Raw genomic sequence first — 26653 nt, 5'->3', positions numbered from 1 at the left:
CTCATCCCGAACACCCGTCACGCCATGTCGACCATCGATCAGGACCGCGCCAAGTTCCTCCGCACCCGCCGCAGCTTCCTCACGGACTTCGGTGCCGCCGCGCTCGGCTCGCTGGGTGTCTCCGCCACCCTGCGGGACTTCCGGCTTATCAATGCCGCGCTCGCCCAGGGCAACGGCCCCTTCGCCTTCCCGGACTACAAGGCGATGATCTGCGTCTTCATGTCCGGCGGGAATGACAGCAACAACCTGATCGTCCCGCGGAACCCGGCGGCCCACTCGAACTACGCCTCGATCCGCCAGAACCTCACCATCCCGGTCGGAAGCCTCCTGCCGATCAATCCGCAGAATAACGATGGCAACGAATACGGCTTCCACCCCTCCTGCACTGGTCTTCAGAACATGTTCGAGACGGGCAAGGCCGCGGTGCTCTTCAATGTCGGCCCCCTGCTCTTCCCGACCACCCGCATCCAGTATCAGAAGAAGACCATCGCCCTGCCGCCGCAGCTCTTCTCTCACTCCGACCAGGTGACCCACTGGCAGACCTCCCTGCCCGACCAGCCGCCGCGCAGCGGTTGGGGCGGCCGCATCGCCGATTACCTGCACCCCATGCAGGACCAATTGATCAACGACCTCGCCGAACGCGCCAAGATCGCCCTTTGCACCAGCATCGCGGGCTCCAATACCTTCGAGGTCGGCGCAACCATCCAGCAATACCATGTCTCCACCACCGGTGCCGTGACCATGGCCGGCGCGGGCAATGCAAATACGGTCACTCAAAACCGCGAGAACACCATCCGCGGCATCGCCCGGATCCCTCAGGACAATCTCCAGGCCGGGGCTTTCGGTAGCATCATCGATGACGCGATGGCCACCGGGTCCCTGCTCAACGACGCGATCGATTCAACCAAGGCCGCCAACTATTTCACCACCCCTTTCCCCACCGGCAGCTTCGGCGACCAGATGAAGATGGTGGCCCGCATCATTGCCGCCCGGGATGTGCTCAAGATCAGGCGCCAGATCTTCTTCGTCACCTTCGGCAGCTACGACACCCACACTTCTCAGATCGGCACCAACGACACCGATCCACTCATCGGCACGCATGCCAACCTGCTCGGCCAGCTCAGCAACGGCATCGCCGCCCTCAGTGCGGCCATGAATCAGCTCGGCGGATCGACGCTTCAGAATAGCGTGGTCGGCTTCACCGCCTCCGACTTCGGCCGGACCTTCCCCACCAATGGCCAGGGCAGCGACCACGGCTGGGGCAGCCACCACATCCTCTTCGGCGGCAATGGCACAGCCAACGGCGCACTCCGCGGCAAGCGGACCTATGGCAACTTCCCCGTCCTCCAGGTCAACGGCCCCGATGACACCAGCACCGGCCGCTGGATTCCTACCACCAGCGTGGACGAATACAGCGCCACCTTCGCCAAGTGGTTTGGCGTCGATCAGGCCCACATGCCCGTCGTCTTCCCGAATGTCGGCCGCTTCGGCAATCCGGACCTCGGTTTCATGAACAGCTGAGCGGGTGACCTCGAAAACCTTCATCGCCGGGGCCCTGCTCAGCCTCGCCCTGGTCGTCGTAATCTGGCGGCCATGGGAGCACGGGCATGACCCCGTTCCACCGCCACCGCCTTCTGATCCGGCCGCTCCCGGGCGAGCGCCTGCCGCGAACGATCCGGAGCTTCCCGCGAACACCGGACCCCGGATCCCCGCTGCGCCACCACCGCCGCAAGAACTGGATCCGAAGATCTCCCCGAAGGATCTCGCGACCGTTCGTGCCGCCCTCGACAATCTCGGCTTCACGCTGCGCGACTACGGCGCCGCACTAAAGGGCAATCCGGTCGGCACCAATGCCGAAATCACCGCAGCCCTGTTAGGGGATAACCCGAAGCAGCTCAAACTCGAGATCCCCGTCGGCTCCACCCTCAATGCCAAGGGCGAACTCTGCGATCCCTGGGGCACCCCGTGGTTCTTCCATCAACTCGGGACCTACAAGACCGAGATCCGCTCCGCCGGCCCCGACCGCAAGATGTACAACTCCGACGACTTCGTCCGCTGAGAGAAGGCAAGAACGGTCCCTAATAGCCCGCCACCAAGGGTACGTAGTCCCGCCTTCAGGCGGACGAAGCACCTGACAACTTCGTCTGCCGCCAAGTGCCTGGAACGAAAGTCGCGCAGCGGCCTCGGACTGCGGCAGCCCGCAAGCCCCCGCCCCCCCCTCAAGGATCCGTCACCCGATAAAACCCCGTTTCCGACCCGCCCGGTATGGTCATCTCCAAGGTGGTAACCCCTTCCTCGCCGATCAGCACTTCGCCCTGCCCGGTCCAATCCGAGAGGTCGTCCGACTTCTCCAGTTGGAACCTCGCCCCTGCCGTTCCGGTCACATGGAGCAGGAATCCGCCCGGCCGGCCGGCATCCCGCTCGATCTTCAGCACCGGCAATGGGATCGGCGTTCCGGCACTGCCCGTAAGGCTCGACTTCGCGGCCAGCGAGCGGGCGCTGGTCCCCGGGTTCACCACATGAATCGTGATTGTCCCCGTCCCGGAATCCACCGTCCCGTCGTTCGCCAGGAAGGTCAGCGTGACACTGCCGGTGAAGCCCTTCTTCGGCTTGAAGGTCATGTTCGGCAGCTTGCCCGCCAGCTTGCCCGCGGCAGCGGCAGGCTTGGTGAGAAGCCGGTATTTCACCGGCTCCAAGTCCGCATCGGTCGCCTTAAGAGAGAACTTCAGCGCCTTGTTCATGTCGGTGGTGTAAACCGCCGGGATCGCGACAGGCGCGCGGTTGTTCGGATTTACCACCGTGATGCCCATGACGGCCGCAGCCGAGGATGCCATCCCGTCGGATGATGCATACTTGAAACTATCCTTCCCCTTGAAGCCCGTCTTGGGCGTGTAGATCAGGTTCGGCGCGGTACCGGACAGGGTTCCGTTCTTGGGCTGCTTGATGACCCGGAACTGGAGGGGATCGCCCTCCGGATCGCTCCCTTGAAGCGTCGCCGCCCCGCTGGAATTCATGTTCACGACGATCGCCCTCGCCACCGCGGTCGGCTTCACGTTCTTGCCCCGGATCACCACCGTCACCGTCGCCGGTGCCGAATCCATGGTCCCGTCGTTGGTCACATAGGTGAAGGTATCCGTCCCGACGAATTTGCCCCGGCCCTTGTAAACCAGGTTCGGCGGGGTCCCGGTGACAAGACCGTTGGCTGGACCGTTGAGGATCCGGAAAGATACCGGCTGGGCTTCCGGATCCACCCCGCTCAACTGGATCTTCAGCCCCTTGCCCTTGAGCACGGAAAGTGTTTTGGAGTGTGCGATGGGTCGAAGATTCGCCGGTGCGACCACCGTGATGCTTACGGTCGCGGAGCTGGAATTCACCGTTCCGTCATTGACCCGGTAGGTGAAGCTATCGCTGCCCGTGTAGCCGGTGGCCGGGGTGTAGCTCAGGTTCGCGCCGGAGCCCGAGAGGCTCCCGTGGGCGGGATTCGTGACCACCGAGTAGGTCAGGGAATTGCCATCCACATCGCTGCCGGAGAGCGTGATCGCCACCGCCGTGTTGTACGGGGCGGTGGCGCTCTTCGCCGCCGCCACCGGAGCATCGTTGACGGGCGTGATGGTGACCGAAACGGTAGCGTTGGAGGAGTTCAGCGCGCCGTCGTTGACGCGGAAAGTAAAGCTGTCCGCCCCGTTGGCATTGAGCTTGGGCGTGTAAGTGAGGTTCGGCGGCGTGCCTGAAATCGTCCCTTTCGATGGCGAACCCACCACCGCGTAGCTCAAGTTGCTTCCCTCCGGGTCGCTGCCCGTGAGGGTGATCGACTTGGCGGTATCCTCCGTGACCGTCACCGTCTGGGCGGTCGCCTGCGGGGGCGCATTGGCCTGCGTCACCGTGACATTCACCGTGGCCAGGGCGGACTGCAAGGTTCCGTCGCTGGCGCGATAGGTGAAACTGTCGCTGCCGGTGAAACCGCTGGCCGGGGTGTAGGTCAGGTTTTTGCCGCTGCCGGAGAGAGCACCGTTGGCCGGGTTGCCCACCACCGTATAGGTCAGCGAACTGCTCTCCGGATCGGTGGCCGAAAGTGTGGCCGCGATCGCGTTGTTCACGCTGGTAATGACCGCGAAGGAACTGGCCACCGGCGCGTCGTTGACCGGCGTGATCGCGATGCTCACCGTCGCATTGGCCGAATTCGCCGTACCGTCATTCACGCGGAAGACGAAGCTGTCGGACCCGTTCGCATTGATCGCCGGGGTGTAGGTGACATTTGGCAGACTGCCGGACAGCGTGCCCTTGCCGGGTGCCGTCACCACGCTGTAGGTCAGCGTGCTGCCCTCGACATCGCTGCCGCTCACCGTGACGGCCAGCGGGGTGTCTTCCAAGGTGGTCACGGACTGGGCGTTCGCCACCGGCACGTCGTTCACCGGCGTGATCGTGATGCTTACCGTCGCCGGGGCGGATTCGGCGCTGCCGTCGCTGACCTTGAAGCTGAAGCTGTCGCTGCCATTCGCATTCGCCGCCGGCCGGAAGGTCAGATTGGGTGGCGTGCCGGTCAGGCTGCCTTTCGCTGGCGCACTCAGGAGGCTGTAGACCAGTGCCGCACCTTCGGGATCGGACGCGGAGAGGGTGACCGCGACGTTCGTGTCCTCATTCGTCGTGACCGAGGTGGAAGCCGCTACCGGCGGATCCTCGACCGGCGTGATCGTGATGCTTGCCGTGACCGTGGCGGAGTTCAGCGCCCCGTCGCTGGCGAGGTAAGTGAAGCTGTCGCTGCCGTTGGCATTGGCGGCGGGCTGGTAGGTCAGGTTCGGTGGCGTCCCGCTCAGCGTGCCCTTGGTCGGCGGAGTGAGGATCGTGTAGATCAGCGGGTCTTCGTCCACGTCGCTCCCGCTCAATGTGGCTGCGATACTGGTGTCCTCCAGGGTGGTGAGGGTCAGGGCATCGGCCACCGGTGCCGAGTTCGGATTGCCCGGTGTGGTATAGGCCAGTTCGGCGGCAGGCGTACTGCTCTGTCCGGTGGTATTGTAGGCTATGACCGTGAAATAATAAGTCGTCCCCGTATTCAGCCCGGTAGCCGTGGCCGAGAGAGTCTTCCCGGCCTCCACGGTACTGGTATAGGTTCCGCGCGCCGTCCCGTAGCGCAGGCGGTAGCCAGCGATATTCGTCTCGGGATTGGCATTCCAAGCGAGCGTGACGGACTCGTTGGCGGCGGCAAAAACCCCCGCCGTCATGGCAAAGTAAGCGGCGGCGCTAGCCGCGATAGATCGGAATGTTCTGGCGGGGACCAATGGTGTCATCTGCAGGTGGCTGGTTTGCGGTTTCACATGACGCGGGTCCGGGCCGGACTCGCGGGGGGCAGGCGAAACGCAACTCGTGGCGCGACCGGACACGGGGTCCGGCGCACCACTCCGGGGGAAACGGAGCAGTGAGTTGGCGATCTCTGGAAAGGGCAGCTCGGAAGCCTGCCCCGGGTCTCGTCCGCGTCGTCCCCAGACGCCCCTTCCTCGGGGCGGAACCGGCCTCCTTGCCGGAACGGATCTGGTAATTCTGCGGAGCGATGCCGGGGCTTTTCATGGAAGTCTTCCGACCGGTCAAACCCCGTTAGGGAATCAACCTTTGCGGAATCATGTAAATTCCGGAGATCTTAACAAGAAAATCCGTGTCCGTTTTTTGAACGCCCTTGATTCTCAAGTGTCTTGTGAATAACCCAAGCCCCCAGAACGCTTCGCGCCCCCGTTCCACGGACCGGATATATTTCCGCCTCCCCTCCAACGTAGGCCGCTTGAAAGGTGGTCCGCACAGTCCTCTGTGCGGCGAATGGTCCCCGGCAGTGCGCCTCACCTTGGAGCCCCCGGGTGGATACCGCCGACAGAACTGCTTCCGCCTTTCTGTCCGATCCGTCCGACCACCCCAGGGGGATGAGACGGATCGGACAGCTTTAAAAAGGCCGGGACCGCTCTCCGGGCGGTCAGGCTGATGGCGCTTCCCCATCTAGACCGGCTTGGCTGCGAGGCTTCCGACCGTCCCCCGCCTGACCTTTCGGAGAAAGGTCCCTGCCTTCGCCAGTTTTCTACCGCCTCTGCGGCACCAGCTTTGCAGCCGTGGCCGCGTCCAAACTGAAGGTCCCCTTCCCGAATCCCTGGACCGGCCCCCCTTCCGCCACCTGATACTCGAAAGCCTTGATCGGCTTGGTGCCCTCGATCTCCGACATCAGGTAGACCCGGATCGTCATGGCCTCCTTGCCGGTGCCGCCCTCGAGCTTCTGCACCGTGTAGCTGATCGTGTTGTTCCCGTCCTTGGCCCCGCCGATGACGATCTCCGCCTCCTTGGCATTGGCGAAGCGGTGGTGGCTGAGCTGGTTCACCTGCACCTTCACCTCCCGGCCCGGGCAAAAGACATAGACTTGGGCGATGTACTTGGCCATGGGCACTGGCAAGGGTGCCTTGGGGACCGTGCCATCGGCTTGGAACTCCGGGGTCTCCGAGACGTATTTCAGATTCCCGGCCGCCAGTTCCTTCCGGACCTCCGGCAGCGCCACCAGGTTCACGAAATCCGCGCGGTCGTATTTCCAACCACCCGTGTTGGTGAAGGACACCACCAGGATATTGTCGGTCGGCTCGCCCCCGACCCCGAAATTGATTTTGCCGAAGAAAGCCGCCTTGGCGGTCGCGCCCTTGACCGAGAGGTGAATCATCTTGAGCCCTTCCAAGGGCGGCGGCGGGGCCGGCATTTCGAAGACCCAGGCGGGGAAATTGCGCTTCTCGGAGACGATCCGGTTGCGGATTTCGGCCTGCCGGTGCGGCGCGGTGAAGCGCTGCCAGGCCTGCGCGTCTTTCCGGGTGATCGCCGCCCGCCAGCCGCTGTAGACGCTGATCAGCGACTTCGCGGTGTCGGCCGCGGGCTCTTGGGCGAAGGAAGCGGCAGCAGTCGCCGCCAGCACAAAGGTGGTCAGGAAGCGCGTCATCGGCGGAATCGATTGGACAAGTGGCGGGCGGACATAACAATTCTTTTCGCACGCCGGCCTTCGCCGGGCCCCCTTCCCTTTTGTCCTCCTCGATGAGTCTACTCCAAAGAACCCCGCTGATCGGCCAAGCCAGGCAGCGGGAATTGCTGAAGTCGGCCACTTCCTTTCCTTATTCCGAAACGCCGGAAGGGCCGCTGCACGGCCACTTCTTCGCGCCGCCCGGCTTCGAGCCCGGTGACAAGCGCGCGCTGATCGTCTTCCTTCACGGCGGGCTCTGGGATAGCGCGATGGCCACGCAATTCGTGCCGCACTGCCTGTATTTCGCGGAGCGCGGAGCAGTCGCCGCCACCCTGGAGACGCGGGTCTTCTCGACCCACCGCACCGGCCCGATGGAGGCCCTGGCGGACCTGAAAGCCTTCCTCGCCTGGCTGAAGAGCTACGAGCACCACTTCGGCATCGACCCCAACAAGGTCGTCTTCGCCGGTGCCCTCGGCGGCGCCTTCCTCGCCCTGGCGGCCACGCTGCCGAAGCTGCTGAAGGAAGAACACCCCGCGGTCTATTCTCCCGCGGCGCTGCTACTCTTCAGCTCGCTGCTGGATACCACCACCCGCCCGCTGATCGAGCGCTTCCCGGACACCGCCACCGCCAAGCGCCTCAGCCCGCTCAAGGCCGTGCGCCGCAAGGCCCCGCCGATGATGCTCTTCCACGGCAAGAAGGACCGCGCCGCGCCCTTCGCACTGGTGGAGAAGTTCGTGAAGTCGATGCGCTGGCGTCGCAACAAGATCGAGCTGCTCGACTTCGAGAACGGCGACCACGCTTTCTTCAACTTCAACGTCTCCGAGCTCTACTACGAGGTCAGCATCAAGGCTGCGGACCAGTTCCTCGTCGATCTCGGCCTGCTCGAACCGGCCCCGCCGATCGAGGAAGGCATCGTCGAGCCCGCCGACTGAAGCGTCCGAAAATCGCACTGGCGGCGGGAGGGGGCTTCCGTCCAGTCTCGGCCATGGGTTGCCGTGTTCTGCCAGTCTGTTTCCTCGTGGCCCTGTGCCTGCCCCTGTCCGCCGCGGTCGAAGGCTTCACCGAGGTGAAGTCGCTCAACGGCATCACCGAGTATCGCCTCGAATCGAACGGCCTCGGTGTGCTGCTGATGCCGGAGAAGTCGGCGCCGGTCGTCACCTTCATGGTGACCTACCACATCGGCTCGCGGAACGAGAGCTACGGCACCACCGGCGCGACCCACCTGCTCGAGCACCTCATGTTCAAGGGCACCGCCGCCCACAACAAGGAAGCGGGCAACGGCTACGACCAGCTTCTGGAAAGCACCGGCGCACAACTCAACGCCACCACCTGGCTCGACCGCACCAACTACTTCTGCACCCTCGGCCCCGGCGACCTGCCGGTGGTGATCGGACTGGAAGCCGACCGGATGCGCAACCTGCGCCTGCGCGAGGAAGACCGCCGTCCCGAGATGACCGTGGTGCGGAATGAATTCGAACGCGCCGAGAACGACCCGCAGACGGCGCTAAGCACCGAGCTCTGGGCCACCGCCTACCTCGCCCATCCCTACCACCACAGCACCCTCGGCTGGCGCAGCGATGTGGAAAAGGTGCCGATCGAGAAGCTCAAGGCCTTCTACGATACCTACTACTGGCCGGACAATGCGACCGTCTCGGTGATCGGCGACTTCGAGCCGGTCGCCGTGCTGAAGCTGATCGCTGCCAAATACTCGGCGATCCCGAAAGCACCGCAGCCGATCCCCGAAGTCTACACCGAGGAGCCAGCCCAGACCGGCCCGCGGCGGGTCGTGGTCGCGCGCCCCGGCGAACTCGGGGTGGTGAGCATCGGCTTCAAGTCGCCACCGGCCCGGGATGCGGACTTCCCCGCCCTGAGCGTGCTCTGCGATCTCCTCGGCAATGGCCAGGGCAGCCGCTTCTACCGGGCCCTGACCGATCCCGGCCTGACCACGGATGCCAGCGCTTATCCGGAGTTCACGCGCGATGCTTCCCTTCTAACAATTTCCGCCGAGCTGACCCCGGAGACGACCCACCAGGCGGTGGAGAACAAGCTCCACGAAGTACTCGATACCGTGATCGCGAAGGGCGTCAGCGAGGAAGAGACCCAGATGGCGATCGCTCGTCTGACCGCGGACTCGGCCTTCTCCCGCGACGGCTCGCAGGCGATGTCCGCCGACCTGTCCAACTGCATCGCCGTCGGTGACTGGACCCTCTACTACCGCGCCCCGGAGGCACTGAAGGCGGTGACCGCCGCGGATGTGCAGCGTGTGGCCAAGCGCTGGCTGGTCAGGGACCGCAGCACCACCGGCTGGTATGTGCCCCGCGCCGATGAAGAGCCCGCCAGCGCCGAAGCGGAAACTCCCCCACCCCCGGCGGCTCCCGCGCATCCGGAACTGATCCTGCCGGAGCTCGCACCTGCAGCCGCCGTGGAGGTCGCCAAGATCGCGCCGCGCGTGACCCGCAGCCGCATCGACGGCTTGGACCTGCTGGTCTGCCCGACCGACGTGAAGGATGTGGTGACCCTCAGCGGCGGCCTGCCCTGCGGGAGTCCCGGCGAAGAAGCGCTGGCCTCCTTCACCGCCGAGATGCTCGACAAGGGCACCACCACCCACGCGGCCACCGCGATCAGCAAGTTGCTCGACAGCGTCGGCGCCACCATCGAGTTCACCGCCGCGAACGGGAACCTGGACTTCACTGCGCGCTGCCTGAAGAAGGACCTGGCGCTCGTCATCTCCCTGCTCGCCGAGCAGCTTCGCAGCCCGGCCTTCCCGCCGGATGAAGTCGCGAAGGCCCGCACCCAGCTCCTCGCTGCCGCAGCCCAAAGCCGGGCCGATACCGGGGTCCAGGCCAATATCGCCTTCAGCCGCTCCGCCTTCCCCGCGGGCCATCCGAACCACGGTGCCAGCACCGGCGAAGTGATCGCCGCGCTCAAGCAGGTCCAGCGCGCCGACCTGCTGGCCTTCCACAAGAAGTGGCTCGGCCCGCTCGCCGCCACCCTCGTCGTCGTGGGCGACGTCGATGCCACGGCCTGCCAAGCCGAAGTTGAGAAAGCCTTCAAGGGCTGGACCGGCGGGCTGCATCCCGCGGCTCCCCCGCAAGCACCCGGTCTCGGTTCATCTGCCGAGGTCAAGGTTCCCATCGCCGGCAAGGAAAGCGCCAGCGTGGTGCTCGGCCAGCCGCTGGGCCTCAATTTCCGCGATCCGGACGTTCTCCCCCTGTCACTCGCCACCGCCGCGCTCGGCCACGGCTTCACCAGCCGCCTCCTCAGCACCGTCCGCGATGCCGAGGGCCTGACCTACGGCATCGATGCCGGGATCTGGGGCGACACGACGGCGGACGGAGCATGGGTCATCTCCTCATCCTTCGCCCCGCAGTTGATGGACGCCGGTCTCGGCTCGGTCCGCCGCGAACTGGAAAAGTGGCACCGCGCCGGCCTGACCCCGGCCGAATTCGCCTACCGCCAGAGCGTCCTGATCGGCAGCCACCGCGTCGGCCTCGCCACCACCGCGGACCTCGCCGCCGCCCTGCTCACCACCGTCCGCCGCGGCCTGCCTCTGAGCTGGCTCGACGACTACCCGGCCCAAGTCTCCGCCCTGACCCTCGAGCAGGTCAACGACGTGATCCGCCGCCGTCTTGATCCCGCGAAGATGATCGTGGTGAAGAGCGGCAGCCTGCGCTGAGGGCCGTCTTTCTCTGTCCGATCCGTCCCACACCCCTAAGGCTGTCGGACGGATCGGACAAAAGGTGGACCGCACAGTCCTCTGTGCGGACGAAGCCACCCTTGTAACGCGCCTCACCCGGGGGCCCTCGGGTGGATGCCGCCGCCAGAACTGCTTCGGCCGCACAGAGGACTGTGAGGACCACCTTTCAAGGCACCGTGGCCTTCAGTCCAATGCCTGTAAGGATTCACCGGCAGGTGTCCGGAACGGGAGTCGCGTAGCGACCGTGGAGTGCGGCAGGCTCCTGCCGCTGTGGGCAGGCAGCCTGCTGCCGTGAAGCACGTGGGATCTTCGTCTCCCGCTCCGTCCACGGCTCGCCACACCCGGTGCTTCGCCTTTGCAGCGCCCCTCGCAGCAGGCTGCATCGGGACAGCGGCAGCAGGCTGCACGCAGTCCACGGCGGCGAAGCCGCGGAAGGCGAATCCTTAAAGACATTGGCCTTCAGCCGGAAGAAGTCGCTCCCTCCAGCGTCCTTCCCGAACTGTGCGGTGCGCAACTCGATCCCGCCCCTCGTGGATTGCAGCGCACCGCCCGACGGTGTCACCGCCGTCCTGCCGGGGCCGCCGCCAGCCACTTGGTTCGATCACTTCCCCGCGGTCGATATGGATTCAAGCATCTCCTTGTAGCCACGCTTCTCCATGTAACCGCGCACCCCGTCCGGTACTTTGTTCTTGCCCAGCCATTCCCTTGAGGCAGCCGGCTCATCGTTGATCCAACCGGCGATGATACCCGTGTAGGTCTCGTCATGAGTGTAGGGGTCCTTGATCAAATGCGCATGCTCCAGTGCCCGCCCCGGATCGCGGCCGGAGAGTGCCACGATGCAGTTCTGGAACAACCGGTCGTCCACCTCGCCCGGATAGCGGTCCACGATCCCGAGGGCCGCCTCCACATCGTTGGAAAAGCTCCATAGGATCGCTGCCTGGGTGGCGCTGCGTCTCGCCGGCCCGGCGGGTATCTCATCGAGTGCCGCACTGGCTGCGGCCGGATCCGCGGACGCCCAGTTCGCAAATGCCCCCCCGAGATCGACCTCCGCCAGAGCCTCCGGATTCCGAAGCAGCAGTGCCAGCTTCTCCTGCGCCTTGTCGGAGGTCCAGCTCGTGAAGACCACTTTCAACGCCGCCTTGCGCTCCGCGGGATCCTCCACGGAATCGATCCAGTTCAAAGCCGCCTCGGTGGCATCGCTACCGCTCAAGTAGAGCATCGGCGATAGCGCCATAAGCCGCGCCCCCGGATCCAGCATCATCAGGTGATCAAGGGCGAGCGCGGGATCCCGGCGGGCCATGACGGCGATGATATGTGCCATGAATGCCTGCTGCTGGTCGGGCGGAGCTTCTTCCCGGGCCCATTCGAAGGCCGCCTTCTCATCGGATTTCGCCCACCCGTCGAACACCTCCATCCTCACGGAGGTATCCTGCGTGGCCTGAGTCATGGCGGCCTTCGGATCGCGCCGTCTCCACTCGTCCAGAAGAGCGCTGAAATCTTCTCCCCGGTCCCCCGGGAAGAGGCTCCGGTGCAGGTCCAGGGCCACCCGGAAATCGTCGGGCGTGAACTCCTTCATCAGCGCAAGCAGGGCGCGCGTCCGCTCGAACGCATGGCCCTTTGACAGCGCGGCACGCACCCGCTTCCCGATGGCCGCCTCCCGCTCCGGCCCGCCCGGCGGCAAGCGTGATGCATGACCGGCTCCCTCTTCTTCCTGCCCGGCATGGCGCGGGGATGAGCGGGCGGCTTCCTCCGCGGCGAGGCGGAGGACCTTCGCGGCGCTGTGCCGCAAGACTGCCGTGTGGAGCATGAGCGATAACGCCGCGATCGCGGTGAGGCTGGCGATGAGCCACGGAATGGAGCGGTGGAGTTTCACGATGGCTTCAGGGTTGCAGTTGTTCGAGCACGTCGGCCGGCTGGGGATGGGCCTCGATCCAATCGCGCGCGGCGGCCGGGTCCCGGGTCATCCATTCCTTCAATTGCCGGACGACGATGGTGGTGCGCTGCGACTCGTCCGAAAGCATCGGGATCTGCTCCATCGCAAGCGCCGGCTCGGTCTTTCCTATTTCCCTGATAAGATCCAGCCGGACGTAATCCTTCACTGCATCCGGATAAAGCTTCATCAGCTCCAGCGTCTTCCCGATATCCCGGTGAACGGCACCTTCGATGATTCCCTCGGCCGCCTTCTCCTTCAGCATGCCGGGCGGCATCGCAGCCACGGCGGACGTCGCGGCGGAAAAGTCATTATAAACCCATTGCCGGTAGATGGACCGCGGAGAGGAGAATTCGACGGCCTCCGGGTGCTCATTCAGGATCGCAGCGCCCTTGAGCCAATCCGCCGTTTCATTGGCCATGCTGCCGAGGAAGGCGGCGCGCTGGGATTCCGAAGAGGACGCCATGATCCGCTCCACCTTCCCGGGATCACCCTTGAGTTCCCGCACGAGGTCATAGATCGCCTCCTCCCGCAAATCGGGGTCGCCAATGCTACCCATCAGGCCCGGCACATCTTCAGGAGAATTCCGGGCGACTCCGAGGAGGACGGCATTCACGCCGCCCGCCCGATCGTCGGGCCGCCTCGCTTCCGCCCATTGGATCGCCGCTCGCGGGTCGAGGGTTCCCCAGTCCATGAGAATTGCCTTTTCGTGGCCCGCCCCGGCGGAGCCCCACGGTTGGGCCAAGGTGAAGGCGAGCGCCGCCGGAGGATCCAGCCGGGTCCATCCGGACAGCGCCAGGAGGACCGGCCCTTGGTCATACCCTTGGCTGAGGGTCCCGACATCCCGGACCGTTTCTTCGAAAAGGTCGGGTGGCAAACCGTCGAGGTAATCGATCAGCGCGGCATGCCGCCCGGCGCGGTTCTCGATCGCCATGATGGCTTGCAGTCGCTCGAAACGCTCCCCCGGAGTGCCGGGTGCCGCCCGGACGCGGCGGTCGCGTCCGGCTGCCGGGTCCCCGCCACGCTCCGACGGGGTAAGCACGGATTCCGGCGGGCGGGTGGCGATACCCCCTGCAGGGTCCGGTGAGAAGGTATAGCCGGTTGCGGCCAGTAATAGCAGGAGAGACCCGGCCAAAGCGGTCTTTTGGGATGTGGTCACGGCAAGCAGGAGCGAGTTGAGGAAATGCGGAACGATCGGGGTGATGCCTTGGGTCGCTTGGAGCACGGAGGCGGAGAGCAAGGCCGGAGCGGCGGGACTGGCGTGGGCAGGTAGCAGGGTGGCGAGGGCCGCCGCGCTGGTGGCGATCCCGCGCTTGCCTAGCAGCGCGCGGAGCTTCTCCACGGCGCGGAAGGCACGCTTGCGGGCGACGCCCTCGGTGAGGCCGAGGCGTGCGGCGATGGCGGCGTGGGATTGGTTGCGGTAGTAGCGGAGCAGCAGCAGCTCGCGATCGGCGGCGGGCAGGCGGTCGACCAATTCGTCGATGACCGGAGCAAGGGAGGCCCAATTCGGTTCCGGGTCGGAAGTGTCCATGGGAGAAGGAAGGTAGGTCGTGGCGAGTTCTCGTTTCTTCCGCCGGGACTCCGCGCGCACCTGGTCCACGGCCAAGCCGCGGGTGATCCGGTGAAGCCATGCCGTCAAGGTGACGTGCTCCGGGATCAGCGCGGCCCGCTGGGCGAGGCGCACGAAGGTGAGTTGGGCGACGTCGCGGGCCAGTTCCTCATTGCCGGTGACGCGCAGTGCCACCGCGTGGACGAGATCGAGGTAGCGCCCGACCAGAATGCCGAATGCCGCCTCATCGCCACCGGCAAGGTAGCGATCGAGTAGTGTCCGGTCGGAAGCATCCATGTTCGGAGACTATCCGACGGGCCTCCCCGGATGGGACCGGAAATTTTCTGGAGGCGGGCGGAACGACTTCCTGGCTAAGTCGAGTAGCTGTAGAGAAACAGCAGTTGCCTCTCCGGATCGTAGCCGAACCAATACATGTGGCGGTCCGAACGCCAGAGGATGCCGTCGAAATGCCGGAGCGAGGCTGCTTCCCACCACTCCGGCAGGTGCACCCCCTTGGCCACTTGAGGGGAAGTCGTCGCGAAGTGATCGGGACACAGCCTCAAGTCATCCCGATCGTCGGATTCCACGCCAGCCCCGCGGGTGCCGAGCACGGCGCTGCGCAGTTCGGCAAAGCGTCCGGGGTCAAGCCGGATGCGATAAAGGCTGCCGTGACATTGAAGGGAATCCTGCCTCCATACCCGCTCCAAGCTACCCCGGGGCAAGCCCGGCCAGCCGAAGCGTTTGCTGAGATCGTGCGCGAGTTCGCGCTCGTGCTCGGCCGCCGGATACTCCTTCCCCTTCACGATGGAATCCATCGAATGCCGGAGCCAGAAACCGCCGCCGATCACAGCGACCACGCAAGCCAAGAGGAATTTGGGGAGGAAGTGGTGGATACCAAACATGCGTCGCCGGGCCACCGGTGCGCATAAAACGCCGGGGCAGAGCCGGATTGTCGGGAGCATTTGCCCAAGTTCCGGCGAGCGCCGACCGCAGGCAGGCCATTTCAGCCGCTTTCAAGCTCTTTTTTGTAACGACAAGAACCCCGCTTACCCTCGAATCGCCCCATTTCCGCCAATTTCCGCCGCTGTCCGGGCATCACGCCAATGGCGATGCCAGTCGGGGGCACAAATCCTGCTTGGCATACCCCCGAAGCTGCCGTTAATTCCCGCCCCCGCGGTGGTCTGCCCTTCCGCGCTGATCTGAAAGCGCGGCACCGCGGGACCGGCAACTTTTGCCAATCCCTGCGATGAATCCCTATTACCATCCGAGCACGCCGCTGGTCCCCGGTTCCATGCACCGCTTGTCCGCCGAGCGCGACAATTGCGGCATGGGCGCAATCGCCCAGATCCACGGCAAACGCTCCTTCGAGATCCTCGACATGGCGCTGACCTCGGTCTGCAACATGGTCCACCGCGGCGCGGTGGCGGCGGATATGAAGACCGGCGACGGCTCGGGCATTCTTTCCCAGATCCCCTACCCGATCTTCCGCAAGGCTGCCGCCAAGCTCGGCACGACGCTGGAAAACGACGGCGATCTGGCGGTGGCGGTGTTCTTCCTGCCGCAGGATGACCAAGCCGGGCAGAAGCAGCTCAAGGAGATGGCCGAAGAGGTGGTGACCCAGCGCGGGATCACCGTGATCGGCTGGCGCGAGGTGCCGGTCTTTCCGGAAGAACTCGGCGAGAAGGCCTTGGTCTCCCGCCCGCACATCGAGCACCTGCTCCTGCTCAAGCCCGCGGCTTGGGACGGCGATCACTACGAGCGCCAGCTCTTCCTCTGCCGGCGGACCATCGAGCGGCAGACCAAGGGGCTGAACGGCTTCTACATGCCGACCTTCTCCAGCCGCCTGATCTCCTACAAGGGTCTGGCGATGCCGGCCGCACTGCGCGCCTTCTACGGCGACTTGCAGGACCCTGACTTCGAGACCTCGATCGCGCTCTACCACCAGCGCTTCTCGACCAATACCTTCCCGGCTTGGCCGCTCGGCCAGCCCTTCCGGATGATGTGCCATAACGGCGAGATCAACACGGTCGAAGGCAACCGCAACTGGATGGCCTCGCGCGAGGAGTTCTTCTCCCACCCGATCTGGGGCGATGACGTCACCCTGCTCCACGATCTGATGAACGAGCACGAGTCGGACTCGGCCTCGCTCGACCATGCTCTCGAGGCGCTGGTGCTGTCCGGCCGTTCGCTGGAGCACTCGATGTGCATGCTGGTGCCGCCGGCTTATCGGAACGACGAGGATATTTCCGACGATCTCCGCGCATTTTACCAATACAACCGCTCCTTCTCCGAGCCTTGGGACGGCCCGGCCGGCTTGGTCTACACGGACGGCACGAAGCTCTGCGCCTCGCTCGACCGCAATGGCCTGCGCCCTTCCCGCTACAAGCTCACGGAGGACGGCCTGCTCTACATCGGCTCGGAAGCGGGCGCGGTGATCATCGACGACGCGAAGGTGATCCGGAAGGGCCGCCTCGGTCCCGGCCAGATGTTCTCGGTGGACACTTCCACCGGCCAGGTAAAGAACGACCGCGAGGTCAAGGAAGCGCTCGCCAAGCAGAAGCCCTACGCCCGCTGGATCGACGAGAACCGCCTCGAGCTGCGCAAGTTCTGCTCCCCGGATGCGCTTGCTCCCGCGGAGGACTTCACCACGCTCGATCTCTCCCGCCAGCAGGTCACGCACGGGATCTCGATCGAGGAACTCGACATGGTCTTCCCGCCGATGATCAAGGGCGCGCAGGAAGCGGTGTTCTCGATGGGCGACGACATCCCGCTCGCGGTGCTGTCCACCTATCCGCGCCTGCTCTTCACCTACTTCAAGCAGCGCTTCGCCCAGGTCACCAACCCGCCGATCGACCCGATCCGCGAGTGGGCGGTGATGAGCGCCGCCGCCGGCCTCGGCCCGGAGCGCAACCTGCTCGATGAAACGGCGGAGCATTGCCGGATCATCAATCTGGAATCCGCGGTGCTCTTCGAGCATCAGGTGGATCGCCTCAAGCATTTGGGCGACGAGGGCTTCCCTGCCGCGGTGCTGGATATCACTTGGCCGGTGGCAGCCGCAAATACCGGACTCAAGGCCCGTCTCGACGAGCTCTGCAACGAGGTCGAGGCCGCTGTGGACAAGGGCGTGAGCATCGTGATCCTTTCGGACCGCGCCGCTTCCGCCAGCCGCGTGCCGATCCCCGCGACCCTCGCGACCGGCACGGTGCATCACCACCTGAACCGGATCCGCAAGCGCATGCGCTGCTCGCTGGTGCTGGAGTCCGGAGAGATCCGCGACACCCACCAGGTCTCCTGCGCCTTCGGCTTCGGAGCCACCGCGGTGTGCCCTTACCTCGGCTTCGCGACCGTGCGCCAGCTCGTGGCGGCGGATGCGGGCAAGGGCAAGCTCGACGGCATCAGCGTGGAGAAGGCGATGGCCAACTACGCCAAAGCGCTTGAGAAGGGCGTGCTCAAGATCATGTCGAAGATGGGCATCTCGGTGCTCAATTCTTACCAAGGCGCGCAGATTTTCGAAGCCATCGGCATCGGCAGCGAGGTCGTGGAATTCGCCTTCACCGGCGTGCAGTCGAAGGTCGGCGGCATCGGCTTCGCGGAGATCGCGGAGGAATCGCTGATCCGCCATCGCGCGGCCTTCGAGACCCAGGTGCCCGCAGGCGAAACCCTGGATCTCGGCGACCCGGGCTACAACCGCTACCGCAAGGCCGGCGAGCGCCACGCCTGGACCACGGATGTCATCAAGAACTTCCACACCTTCGTGAAGAGCGGCAAGGCGGAAGACTACGATGACTACGTGAAGGTCTCGCTGGAGACCAAGCCGGTCGCGTTCAAGGACCTGATGGAATTCGTGCCCGCCGCTTCGGGGCCGATCCCGATCGATGAGGTCGAGTCGGTGGAGGACATCCGCCGCCGCTTCACCACCGCCGCGATGTCGCTCGGTGCGCTGTCGCCGGAAGCCCACGAAACCCTGGCGATCGCGATGAACCGCATCGGCGGCAAGTCGGACTCCGGCGAGGGCGGCGAGGACGCCGTGCGCTTCAAGCCTTACCCGAACGGCGATCTTGCGCGCTCATGGATCAAGCAGGTGGCATCGGGACGCTTCGGTGTTTCCGCGCACTACCTCGTCAATGCCGACGAGTTGGAGATCAAGATGGCGCAGGGTGCGAAGCCCGGCGAAGGCGGCCAGCTTCCCGGCCAGAAGGTGAATGCCCTGATCGCCCGCCTGCGTCACACGCAGCCCGGCGTGCAGCTCATCTCGCCGCCGCCGCACCACGATATCTATAGTATCGAGGACCTGGCCCAGCTGATCCACGACCTGAAGGAAGTGAACCCGCGGGCCCGCGTGACGGTGAAGCTGGTTGCCGAAACCGGCGTCGGCACGGTGGCTGCGGGGGTGGCGAAGGCCAGCGCGGACACGATCCTGATTTCCGGCCACGATGGCGGCACCGGGGCCTCTCCCCTGTCCTCCACCAAGCACGCCGGTTCGCCTTGGGAACTCGGACTTTCCGAGGCCCAGCAGACCCTGCTGATCAACGGTCTCCGCGACCGCGTGATTCTCCGCACCGACGGCGGCCTGCGCAATGGCAGGGACATCGTCATCGCCGCGATCCTCGGCGGGGAAGAATACAACTTCGGCACGATCTCGATGATCGCGATGGGTTGCGTCTATGTCCGCAAGTGCCACTTGAACAACTGCCCGGTGGGCATCGCCACGACCGATCCGAAGTTCCGCGCGAAGTTCAAGGGCACGCCGGAGATGGTCATCAACTTCCTCAACGGCGTCGCCGCCGAGGCCCGCGGGATCATGGCGCAGTTGGGCGTGCGCACGCTGGATGAACTCATCGGCCGTCCGGGATTTCTCAAGCAACGCCACGTGCCGGATCACCCGAAGGCCAACCTCATCGACCTCGGTGCGGTGCTGAAGGATGTGGTCCCGGAACTCGCCAAGCACCAGGGCGTCGAGGAATCCTCGATCTCGCGGATCTGTGCGAAGGATCGCAACGACGGCATCTCCAGGATTCCGCTCGACCTCGAAGTCCTGCGCGATCTCGCGAAGGAACTCGGCACCGGCGAAGTCTCCGCGGACACTCCGGAGTATGGCCCGGACTCGACGCCGGACTCGATCTCTGCGGCGATCAAGGTTCTGCCCGACCGCCAGCCGGTCGAGCTGAGCTACGATGTGGTCAATACCGATCGCAACATCGGTACCCGTCTCTCGGGCCGGATCGCGGAGATCCACGGCGACCGCGGCTTCAACGGCCACACCGCCGTGACACTCAAGCTGCGCGGCTCCGCGGGCCAATCGCTGGGCACCTTCCTGGTTTCCGGCGTGAAGATCGAGCTGACCGGCGAGGCCAACGACTACGTCGGCAAGGGCATGGCGGCCGGTGAGATCGTCATCAAGGTCTCGCCCGACGCGAAGTTCAACCCGGCGGTCAACACCATCCTCGGCAACACCGCGCTCTACGGTGCCACCGGCGGCTATCTCTACGCCAATGGCCGCGCCGGCGAACGCTTCGCCGTTCGCAACTCCGGTTCGACCGCGGTGGTCGAAGGCGTGGGCGACCACGGCTGCGAATACATGACGAACGGCGCCGTCGTGATCCTCGGCAAGACCGGCAAGAACTTCGGCGCGGGCATGTCCGGCGGCACCGCCTATGTCTATGACGTGGATGGCCGCCTCTACTCGCGGATCAATCCGGAGATGGTCGTGCCCCTGCCCGTGCAGCGCGCCCAGGACTTGGCCGAACTCAAGAAGCTGATCAGCGAGCACGCCGAGAAGACCGGCAGCCCGCACGCCAAGGCCCTCCTCGAGGACTGGGCAGGCAGCCTGAAGAAGTTCGTCCGCGTGATCGCGAAAGAGCGTGCCGCGCTCGAGGCTGCGGAGGAGCAGCATGAGGCGGCTTCGACGCGCTGAGGTGATTTGACACGGGACTAGACTAAGCTTAGTCTAGTCCCGTGAACATCCACGAAGCGAAGACTCACTTCTCGCGGTTGGTCGAGCGTGCCGCCGCGGGTGAGGAGATCGTGATCTCCAAAGCGGGCAAGCCGATGGCCAAGCTAGTCCCCTATTCTGTCCAATCGGAACCCCGCAAAGGAGGCTTTCTTCATGGTCAGATCTGGGAGGCTGCAGACTGCTGGGAGCCTGATCAGGGGGCGCTCGACGCGATGACCAAGGGGCCACTCTTCCCCTTGGATTCACCATCGGCGAGGGTGGCGGAGGAATCACCACCTTACGGAACGAAGAAGTGAGAATCCTCCTCGATTCTCACGCGCTGCTTTGGTGGATCGACGATCCGGGCAAGCTGGTGCCATCCGCACGGCTGGTGATCGCCGACCCGTCCACCGAGGTGTTTGCAAGCGCGGCTTCGGTGTGGGAGTTGGGACTGAAGGTTTCAAAGGGTAAACTCAAGCTGCCCGCCGGCTTTGAAGAAGAACTCGGGCGGAACGGCATCGCGTCCCTGTCTTTCACAGTCCGGCATGCGGCGGAATCCATCAAGCTTCCCGCGATCCACGGAGATCCCTTTGACCGGGCCCTGATCGCCCAGTGCCGCTTGGAGAACCTGACCTTGGCAACCCGCGACTCGATCCTCGCTGAATACGGGATCCCGATTCTCGGGGTTTAACGACTGATCTTCTGAACACTTACCCCGGTTGACGGAATCCCCGATTTCTGCTAGTCCTTGGAAGTCCGGACGGCCCTGTGCTCTCCGGTCCGGCGGCTCCATCTTGAGGGCTCCCGGGTGGTTCCAAGCTCCGGCACCATTGCAACAGCACGGACGGATTACACTCCGCCTCTAAACAATGGACCGGGCGGTCAATACGGTCCTGGGCGATGCCCCCTCATTCCTCACGCTGCTTCTTGAAAGCCGCATGGGGGTAAGGGGGCTTATGGATCGGAAGAGGCATTGAATTCAGGAAGAATCTCCTTGGGCGCGCCGAACAACGGACGGCCCCCCTGGGACCGCGGAGGCACCCGCCCCGCAGAGTGGTCCCATGCAGCAAAGCACATCTCGCGTTCCTCATGGATAGCGCCGTTCCGATTCGCCCGATCCGCGGCAAAGCACGGCAGCCAAGGACCACTCTGCGGGGCAGGTGCCTCCGCGCGCTCCCAGAGGGGCGTCCCCTGAAACGGGACGCTCTCCATTCGAGTTGACGGCTTATCTGCGGCCCTCAATGGTTCGGATAGAGTTGAATGATTTCCTGGAAACACAGACTTCTTCTCGCCGCCGGGACGCTGGGCCTTGCCACCTGGCTGGGCTATCGCGGGGAGTGCCACGTGATGGATGCGGCCGGGAGCAAGCCGGTGACCTTCCAATCGGTGGTGCGGCGGGTGATGGCGCCGAAGTCCCGCAACGAGCATATCGACCGGCTGAACCGGATCCGCCATAGTGCCGGGCGCACCTATGCGAACCGGCGCGAGACGACCGAGGCGTGGGAGATCATCCGCGCATTCACGATCGAGGACGTGAAAGCTGGCCTGGCCGAGATCCCCCGGAAGCCGGAGCGGCAGGCGAATGAGATGCTGACCGAGATGCTCTTCTACCGCTGGGCCCAAATGGACCCCGAAGCCGCAGTGCGGGAGGCCGTCCAGCCGGGCAGCTACGGGGAGTCCTATTCCGCGATTTCATCCGTCGCTACGGCATGGGCGGACCGGGATCCCGAGGGAGCCCTGCGCTGGGCTGCCAACTCCCAATCGGACATGGCCAAGCACATGATCGGGAGCGCCGCAGGCAGGGCGCTGGCGCTGCGCAGCCCGGAGGATGCCTTGGCCAAGGCCATCACGGAGTTCCCCTCGGCGCTGGACGACGTGATCTTCGTCCTGGCGCGGAAATCGGCCGACACGGAGGAGGCCCGCCGGAAGCAGCTTTCCGAGCTGACCACACTTCCCGAGCAAAGGCCCCGGCAGCTCTACGTGGAGCAACTGTTCTCAAACGCATTACGGCAGGGGCCGGAGAAGGCCGGCGTGCTGGTCGACGAGCTTGAAAGGGCCGGGGTCCCCGCGGAGGAAATCGGACGATTCCGGGCGCAGCTTGCGGTCTCTTCGACGCCTTACAGCTTCCGGGCGAGGATGGAACACTTGGCGGCGCCCGAGTCCAAATCCATCGACCAACAACTACAATCCTACTACGCGGACTGGGCCTCGAATGAACCCGCCCAAGCCGCCGCCTGGGCTGAAGAAACCGGACGCACCGGGTTCGTTGAGGATGCGGTCAAGACCCAGGCGAAGAACCTGCTTCGTTCCGTTTGGCAGCCCGGGGGCGGCACCTCGTTCGGTCTTGGGGAGAAGGGGATCGTGACGCAGTATGCTTCATGGCAGAAGCTGGACGCGCCGGCTGCGGAAGCCTGGTTGCGAACGATGCCTGCCGACATCCGGAACCACCTGTCCCGAAACCATGCCGCGCGCTAAGTCATTCCTCTCAGCCGGCCTGATGATCGGCTGCTTCGGCTTGCTGGGGTATGCAGGGAAGAAAGCGGGCGAACAACTCGCCTGCTCCGGCATCCTCCAGCGCTCCGCTCCGGCGGAGAAGCCGCGGAGCGCCGACACGGGCTTGCGCGGCGCTAGAGCCCGGGAGCCGGTGCGCGCCGAGTTGGTAGCTGCCAGTATCAAGCGATTGAATGCGCTCTCCGATGGCAGTCCGCGCTTGCAGTCGGATTGGGAGGCGCTGGCCCAGATGGATGGCGTCCTCGCGAGGCTCAATGCGGCCGAACTGGCGGAGGTTTTCGCCGGCGTGGTCCGGCCGGGAGACGAGAACTTCTATCTGCTCGCCTCGAAGATCGGAGCGGTGTGGATGGCCAAGGATCCGGACGCCGCGATGAAGGCGGTCCTGGAGATCGGCAAGTCATCCCGCTGGGGAAGACATCTGGCGGGGTCCGTTTTCGGGAGCTGGTTGCAGGAGGAGCCTGAAGCTGCGCTGGCATGGCTCGATTCGGCGGAGCTGCCCGAAGGTCCCCCACCCCACGAGGCCGGTGGCGATTTTGAAGCGCCTGCCATCGGCGCGGATCTCAAGGGAGAATTCCGCAGGAACGCCTTGATGAACCTGGTGGAGCGGGACTTTTCCCTGGCGAGCGCGGAGTTTCTCAAGATGGAGCGACCGGTGGAAGGTGTGGATGACTATTCAAACCTGATGGGGCTCTGGGGCCACGAGTATGCCGATGATCCGCTGAAGCGCGGGCAACTGGTGGAATTCGCCAAAGCGACCGGACGCCCCGAAGACTATGCGGCCCTGAATCACGATCTGCTCAAGGCCTGGCCACAGGAGGATGCGCTGGGAATGATGAACTACCTGAACGAGCTGCGCGGCTATCTGGAATCCGATGCGGTGCCCGCTGCTGCTCGCCAGCAGGTGGATGGAACGGCGGTGGCCGCGGCGATCTTCCGCGAGTATGACCGGCCCGCGCTGGAGTGGTGGATGGAGCGCTACGGGCAATGCTCCGAGACGCCCGCGCCGATGCGGGAGGCCATGGCCCGCTGGGCCCAGAAGTATCCCGATGCGATGCTGGGCTGGTTTGAAGAGCAGCCGCCTTCCCCGCAGCGGGATGCGCTCGCCTCGTCCGTCGTCCCCTCGCTCATGCTGCAGAAGAAGTTCACGGAGGCCGCGGGCACCATCGCGACCGTGCAGGATCCGGGTTCCCGGCAGGCGGCGATCGAGCGGCTCGATTTCCTGTGGAGAGAGCAGGATGCGGAAGCGGCGGCGGCGTGGCAGGCGGGACTTCCGCTAGGGACGCTGGCAGAGCCCGGGGAGTAATGGGACAGGGACGGCTTTACCGCTGGGAGCGCGGAGCCACCGGCCCGCAGAGTGGTCCCTGCTGCGCTGTTTACCCAAAGGTCGGCAATTGCGTAACGTCGCTCTCCGTGCCGGTCGTGTCGTGTCCACCGCGTCTGAGGCTGCTTCTGCGGGCCGGTGGCTCCGCGCTCCCAGCGGAAGAACCGTCCTTTGGGGCATTGCAGAAATTTCACTTCGGATCGTCGCCATCTTCGGACACGGGCGGGCCTTTGGGCCGGCGGCGTTCGGGGGCCTTGTCTCCGCCCGGGAGGCGGGTGCCGGGAGCGGTGCGATCCTTGGGGACGAAGGTGCCGGAAGGGAGTTCGAGGTAGCCCGCGGCTTCCGTCATGGCGACGGCTTCCTGAGGGGTCGGGGCCGTTTCCGCGGCCTTGCGCAGCAGCGGGGCCGCGCCCGCTTCGCCCAGGACGATCATGCCGTTCAGGGCCGCGGTGCGGACTTCGGGGTCCGGGTGGAGGAGAAAGGGCTCGATCTCAGGAAGTGCCTTGGCGTCGTAGGTCACGGAGGCTTCCTCGATCTTGCCGAGGATTGCGACTCGTTCTTCGTCGGTCAGCTTCGGGTTCGCCGGAGTGGTGGCCTGCGGATCCCGCGGCGTCGTCCGGGATGACGTGGCGGGACGGGAAGCAAGAGGCCCGGAAGCTGCCTGCGGTGGTGGCGTCTCCCCCGGTGTGTCCTCCTTGCCATCCCGAGTGAAAACCCATCCCGCGGCCAGCAGGAGGATCGCTCCCCCGCTGCCAGAAGCATGCGTGAATTCATAATGGGCGCGGATCAAGGGGCCGGAGGCGCTTCGGCGTCCGGGTAAAGGTCCGAGAGGTCATCGATCGGGAAGCCAGCGGAGAAGAGCCAGGAACCTTCGATGATCGATTGGAAATTGTCGAAGCCGCCGGAGCCATCGGACACCACGTCATCGATCGAGCCTGAGATCGCGTAGATCGAGCCGCGCCCGTTGAGGTAGCGGTATTCCACGGCCCCGCCGGTTCGCACCGGGCGCAGCGAAAGCGTGTGCTGCCACATGCCCGCTATATGCATCGTCGAGCCCTCCGCGCCGGGGGCGGCCTGGGTGGTGAAGGTCAGGAAGGTCTCCGATTTCGTGAGCGACTCGTCCCGCGACGAGAAAGCGATTGAATCACCGGCGGAATTGAAGCGCTCGAGGCTGGTGGCATTCACCGCCTCCGCCTCGCCGTAGGTCTCCATGTCGAGGTAGCTGCCGACGTAGATCGGCGCGCTGCCCGGCTTGGTGACATAGAAGGCCGGGATCGCTTCCACTTCGTTGTAGATGGCCTTGAGCGACCAGCCGTTGATGGCCGGGATGACGCCCTCGCTCACCAGGAAGCCGAGGAACTCGCGGTTCGAGAGGCGGGTGGTGGCGATACGGGACTGGTACTCGTAGTTGGTTGAGATCACGTCGCCCTGGGAGTTGGTGCGGGACCACTCGTTCTCGTAGGCCGGGGTGCGCGGGGAGAGCGGCCTGCCGGTGGCGTCCTTGGCTATGGTGCCGGGGACGGAATACTGCTCGATCAGCCGCAGCGTGACCAGGGACTCGGTCCCGGGGTCGGCTTGGGCGATTCCGGATAGGACGGCAGATGCGGAGAGAACGGCGAGGAAAGAGCGGTGGCGTGTCATGGTCGGTGAAGTGACGTAGAATCTGCCCGGAGTATTCATCAGGCAAACGGATAAATCCGGGGGATTTTGGCCACGCGGCCGACAGATCCGGATTTAAAGGGATTCAAAACGGGAATGAAGGGATGATGGTTTCGGAGTTTGGACCGAGCAGTGGTGTTTTCAGGCAAGGGTAAAATCCGGGTCGGCGAGAAGTTTGTTTAGTATGGTGATCATTTTGCGCATGACGGCGGTGAGCGCGACTTTGGCGGGCTTGCCGGCTTGTAGGAGACGTTGGTAAAAGGCTTTCAGGACGGTGTTGGAGTGCGAGGCCGACACCGCCGCCATGTAGAGGACCTTGCGCACCGCCCCCCTGCCGGCTTGGATCTTGCGCTTGCCGCAGGTGGCGCCGCTGTCCTTGGGATGAGGGACGACGCCCGCGAGACAGGCCACGGTCTTGTCGGGCAAGATGCCGAGTTCGGGGAGGTAGGCCAGCAGGGTGTGGGCGAGGACGGGACCTGCCCCCTTGAGCTGGCGGAGCCGTGCGGACTTGGCGGCAAGCACGGGCGAGGCCGCGACGTGGGCGGCGATACCGGCATCGGCCTGGTCGAGCAGGCGCTGTGTCGCGCGGCGCAGCTTGGTGAGGGTTTTGCGAAGGAAGCCCTCGGCGAGCTCGAGGCGGTTGCCGGTATCGGTGATGAGGTCGACGAGGACGCGCCGTGCTTCGAGCATCTGGCGCAGCACGACGGCCGCGGGATCGGGAGCCACCAGGGCCGGGGGCCGGTGAGTGTCGGCGTAGCTTGCGATGAGGCGGGCATCGATGCGGTCGGTCTTGGCGAGGATGCCTCCGGAGAGCGCGAAATAGCGGACGCGGGCGGGCATGACGACCGATACGGGGATCCCGCGTTGGAGGGCGGTGGCGGCCAACAGCTTCTGGTAGCCAGCGGTGGACTCGCAGACGAGGTGGGGAGCTTCCACGCCGGCGATGGCGGTGAAGAGGTCGTCCAGCCCGCGGGCGGAATTGGCGACCTGCAGGTGGGCTTGGCCGGGGATGTGGACGTCGAGGCGTGCCTTTGACACGTCGATGCCGATGTGGGTAGGTGTATTGCGGTTCATGTCTCAATCT

General features: G+C 65.0%; 16 protein-coding genes and 1 pseudogene. 9 read left to right on the top strand and 8 right to left on the bottom strand.

Features of this window, described 5'->3' with window-relative positions; translation table 11 throughout:
- Positions 1-24: 24 nt before the first annotated feature.
- Positions 25-1521, top strand: coding sequence for a DUF1501 domain-containing protein (locus tag ABWK72_RS02235; protein WP_367873150.1), 1497 nt, complete (start codon positions 25-27; stop codon positions 1519-1521).
- 4 nt (positions 1522-1525) lie between these two features.
- Positions 1526-2059: a hypothetical protein gene (locus tag ABWK72_RS02230; protein ID WP_367873149.1), complete on the top strand. Its 534-nt coding sequence runs from the start codon at positions 1526-1528 to the stop codon at positions 2057-2059.
- A gap of 160 nt (positions 2060-2219) precedes the next feature.
- Here ABWK72_RS02230 and ABWK72_RS02225 read toward each other — a convergent pair whose 3' ends face one another.
- Together ABWK72_RS02225 and ABWK72_RS02220 are read right to left on the bottom strand one after the other, a co-directional pair.
- Positions 2220-5219 carry an Ig-like domain-containing protein gene (locus tag ABWK72_RS02225; RefSeq protein WP_367873148.1) on the bottom strand — a complete coding sequence of 1000 codons (3000 nt, stop codon included), beginning with the start codon at positions 5217-5219 and terminating at the stop codon, positions 2220-2222.
- Between the two features lie 839 nt (positions 5220-6058).
- The gene (locus ABWK72_RS02220) at positions 6059-6952 is read right to left on the bottom strand and encodes a hypothetical protein (protein WP_367873147.1); all 894 of its coding nucleotides are present in this window, start codon (positions 6950-6952) and stop codon (positions 6059-6061) included.
- A 92-nt stretch (positions 6953-7044) separates the two neighbouring features.
- Here ABWK72_RS02220 and ABWK72_RS02215 point away from each other — a divergent pair, with 92 nt between their 5' ends.
- Both ABWK72_RS02215 and ABWK72_RS02210 read left to right on the top strand, forming a co-directional pair.
- Positions 7045-7902 carry an alpha/beta hydrolase family protein gene (locus ABWK72_RS02215; RefSeq protein ID WP_367873146.1) on the top strand — a complete coding sequence of 286 codons (858 nt, stop codon included), beginning with the start codon at positions 7045-7047 and terminating at the stop codon, positions 7900-7902.
- A gap of 53 nt (positions 7903-7955) precedes the next feature.
- Positions 7956-10646 (top strand): M16 family metallopeptidase, encoded by a 2691-nt coding sequence (locus ABWK72_RS02210; protein ID WP_367873145.1) that lies wholly within the window; start codon positions 7956-7958, stop codon positions 10644-10646.
- Between the two features lie 622 nt (positions 10647-11268).
- On the opposite strand, the gene ABWK72_RS02205 is transcribed toward ABWK72_RS02210, so the two are convergent.
- From ABWK72_RS02205 to ABWK72_RS02195, 3 genes are all read right to left on the bottom strand, one after another.
- The gene (locus tag ABWK72_RS02205) at positions 11269-12540 is read right to left on the bottom strand and encodes a hypothetical protein (protein ID WP_367873144.1); all 1272 of its coding nucleotides are present in this window, start codon (positions 12538-12540) and stop codon (positions 11269-11271) included.
- 7 nt (positions 12541-12547) lie between these two features.
- The gene (locus ABWK72_RS02200; RefSeq protein WP_367873143.1) at positions 12548-14443 is read right to left on the bottom strand and encodes an RNA polymerase sigma factor; all 1896 of its coding nucleotides are present in this window, start codon (positions 14441-14443) and stop codon (positions 12548-12550) included.
- Between the two features lie 74 nt (positions 14444-14517).
- The gene (locus tag ABWK72_RS02195; protein WP_367873142.1) at positions 14518-15003 is read right to left on the bottom strand and encodes a hypothetical protein; all 486 of its coding nucleotides are present in this window, start codon (positions 15001-15003) and stop codon (positions 14518-14520) included.
- Positions 15004-15392: 389 nt separating this feature from the next.
- On the opposite strand from ABWK72_RS02195, the gene gltB reads away from it, so the two are divergent.
- From gltB to ABWK72_RS02170, 5 genes and pseudogenes are all read left to right on the top strand, one after another.
- Complete coding sequence (gltB, locus tag ABWK72_RS02190) at positions 15393-20060, top strand: glutamate synthase large subunit (protein ID WP_367873141.1); 4668 nt, start codon at positions 15393-15395, stop codon at positions 20058-20060.
- 41 nt (positions 20061-20101) lie between these two features.
- A pseudogene (locus tag ABWK72_RS02185) lies at positions 20102-20263 on the top strand (type II toxin-antitoxin system Phd/YefM family antitoxin); the annotation flags it as partial.
- A gap of 128 nt (positions 20264-20391) precedes the next feature.
- Entirely contained in the window at positions 20392-20769 is a 378-nt protein-coding gene (locus tag ABWK72_RS02180; protein WP_367873140.1) for a type II toxin-antitoxin system VapC family toxin, read from the top strand.
- Positions 20770-21338: 569 nt separating this feature from the next.
- Complete coding sequence (locus tag ABWK72_RS02175) at positions 21339-22553, top strand: hypothetical protein (RefSeq protein WP_367873139.1); 1215 nt, start codon at positions 21339-21341, stop codon at positions 22551-22553.
- Positions 22540-23892 (top strand): hypothetical protein, encoded by a 1353-nt coding sequence (locus tag ABWK72_RS02170; protein ID WP_367873138.1) that lies wholly within the window; start codon positions 22540-22542, stop codon positions 23890-23892. Before ABWK72_RS02175 ends, ABWK72_RS02170 begins: the two co-directional genes overlap by 14 nt.
- A 208-nt stretch (positions 23893-24100) precedes the next feature.
- Here the strand turns inward: ABWK72_RS02170 and ABWK72_RS02165 are convergent, their stop codons facing one another.
- From ABWK72_RS02165 to ABWK72_RS02155, 3 genes are all read right to left on the bottom strand, one after another.
- Positions 24101-24700: a HEAT repeat domain-containing protein gene (locus ABWK72_RS02165; protein WP_367873137.1), complete on the bottom strand. Its 600-nt coding sequence runs from the start codon at positions 24698-24700 to the stop codon at positions 24101-24103.
- Positions 24697-25551: a hypothetical protein gene (locus ABWK72_RS02160; protein WP_367873136.1), complete on the bottom strand. Its 855-nt coding sequence runs from the start codon at positions 25549-25551 to the stop codon at positions 24697-24699. Before ABWK72_RS02160 ends, ABWK72_RS02165 begins: the two co-directional genes overlap by 4 nt.
- 159 nt (positions 25552-25710) lie before the next feature.
- Complete coding sequence (locus ABWK72_RS02155; RefSeq protein ID WP_367871649.1) at positions 25711-26643, bottom strand: IS110 family transposase; 933 nt, start codon at positions 26641-26643, stop codon at positions 25711-25713.
- Positions 26644-26653: the final 10 nt, after the last annotated feature.

It is taken from the genome of Luteolibacter sp. Populi (genome assembly GCF_040801775.1).
GTDB lineage: Bacteria > Verrucomicrobiota > Verrucomicrobiia > Verrucomicrobiales > Akkermansiaceae > Haloferula.
The sequence above is the reverse complement of the archived record's forward strand: the minus strand, read 5'-3'. Positions and strand labels throughout refer to the sequence as shown.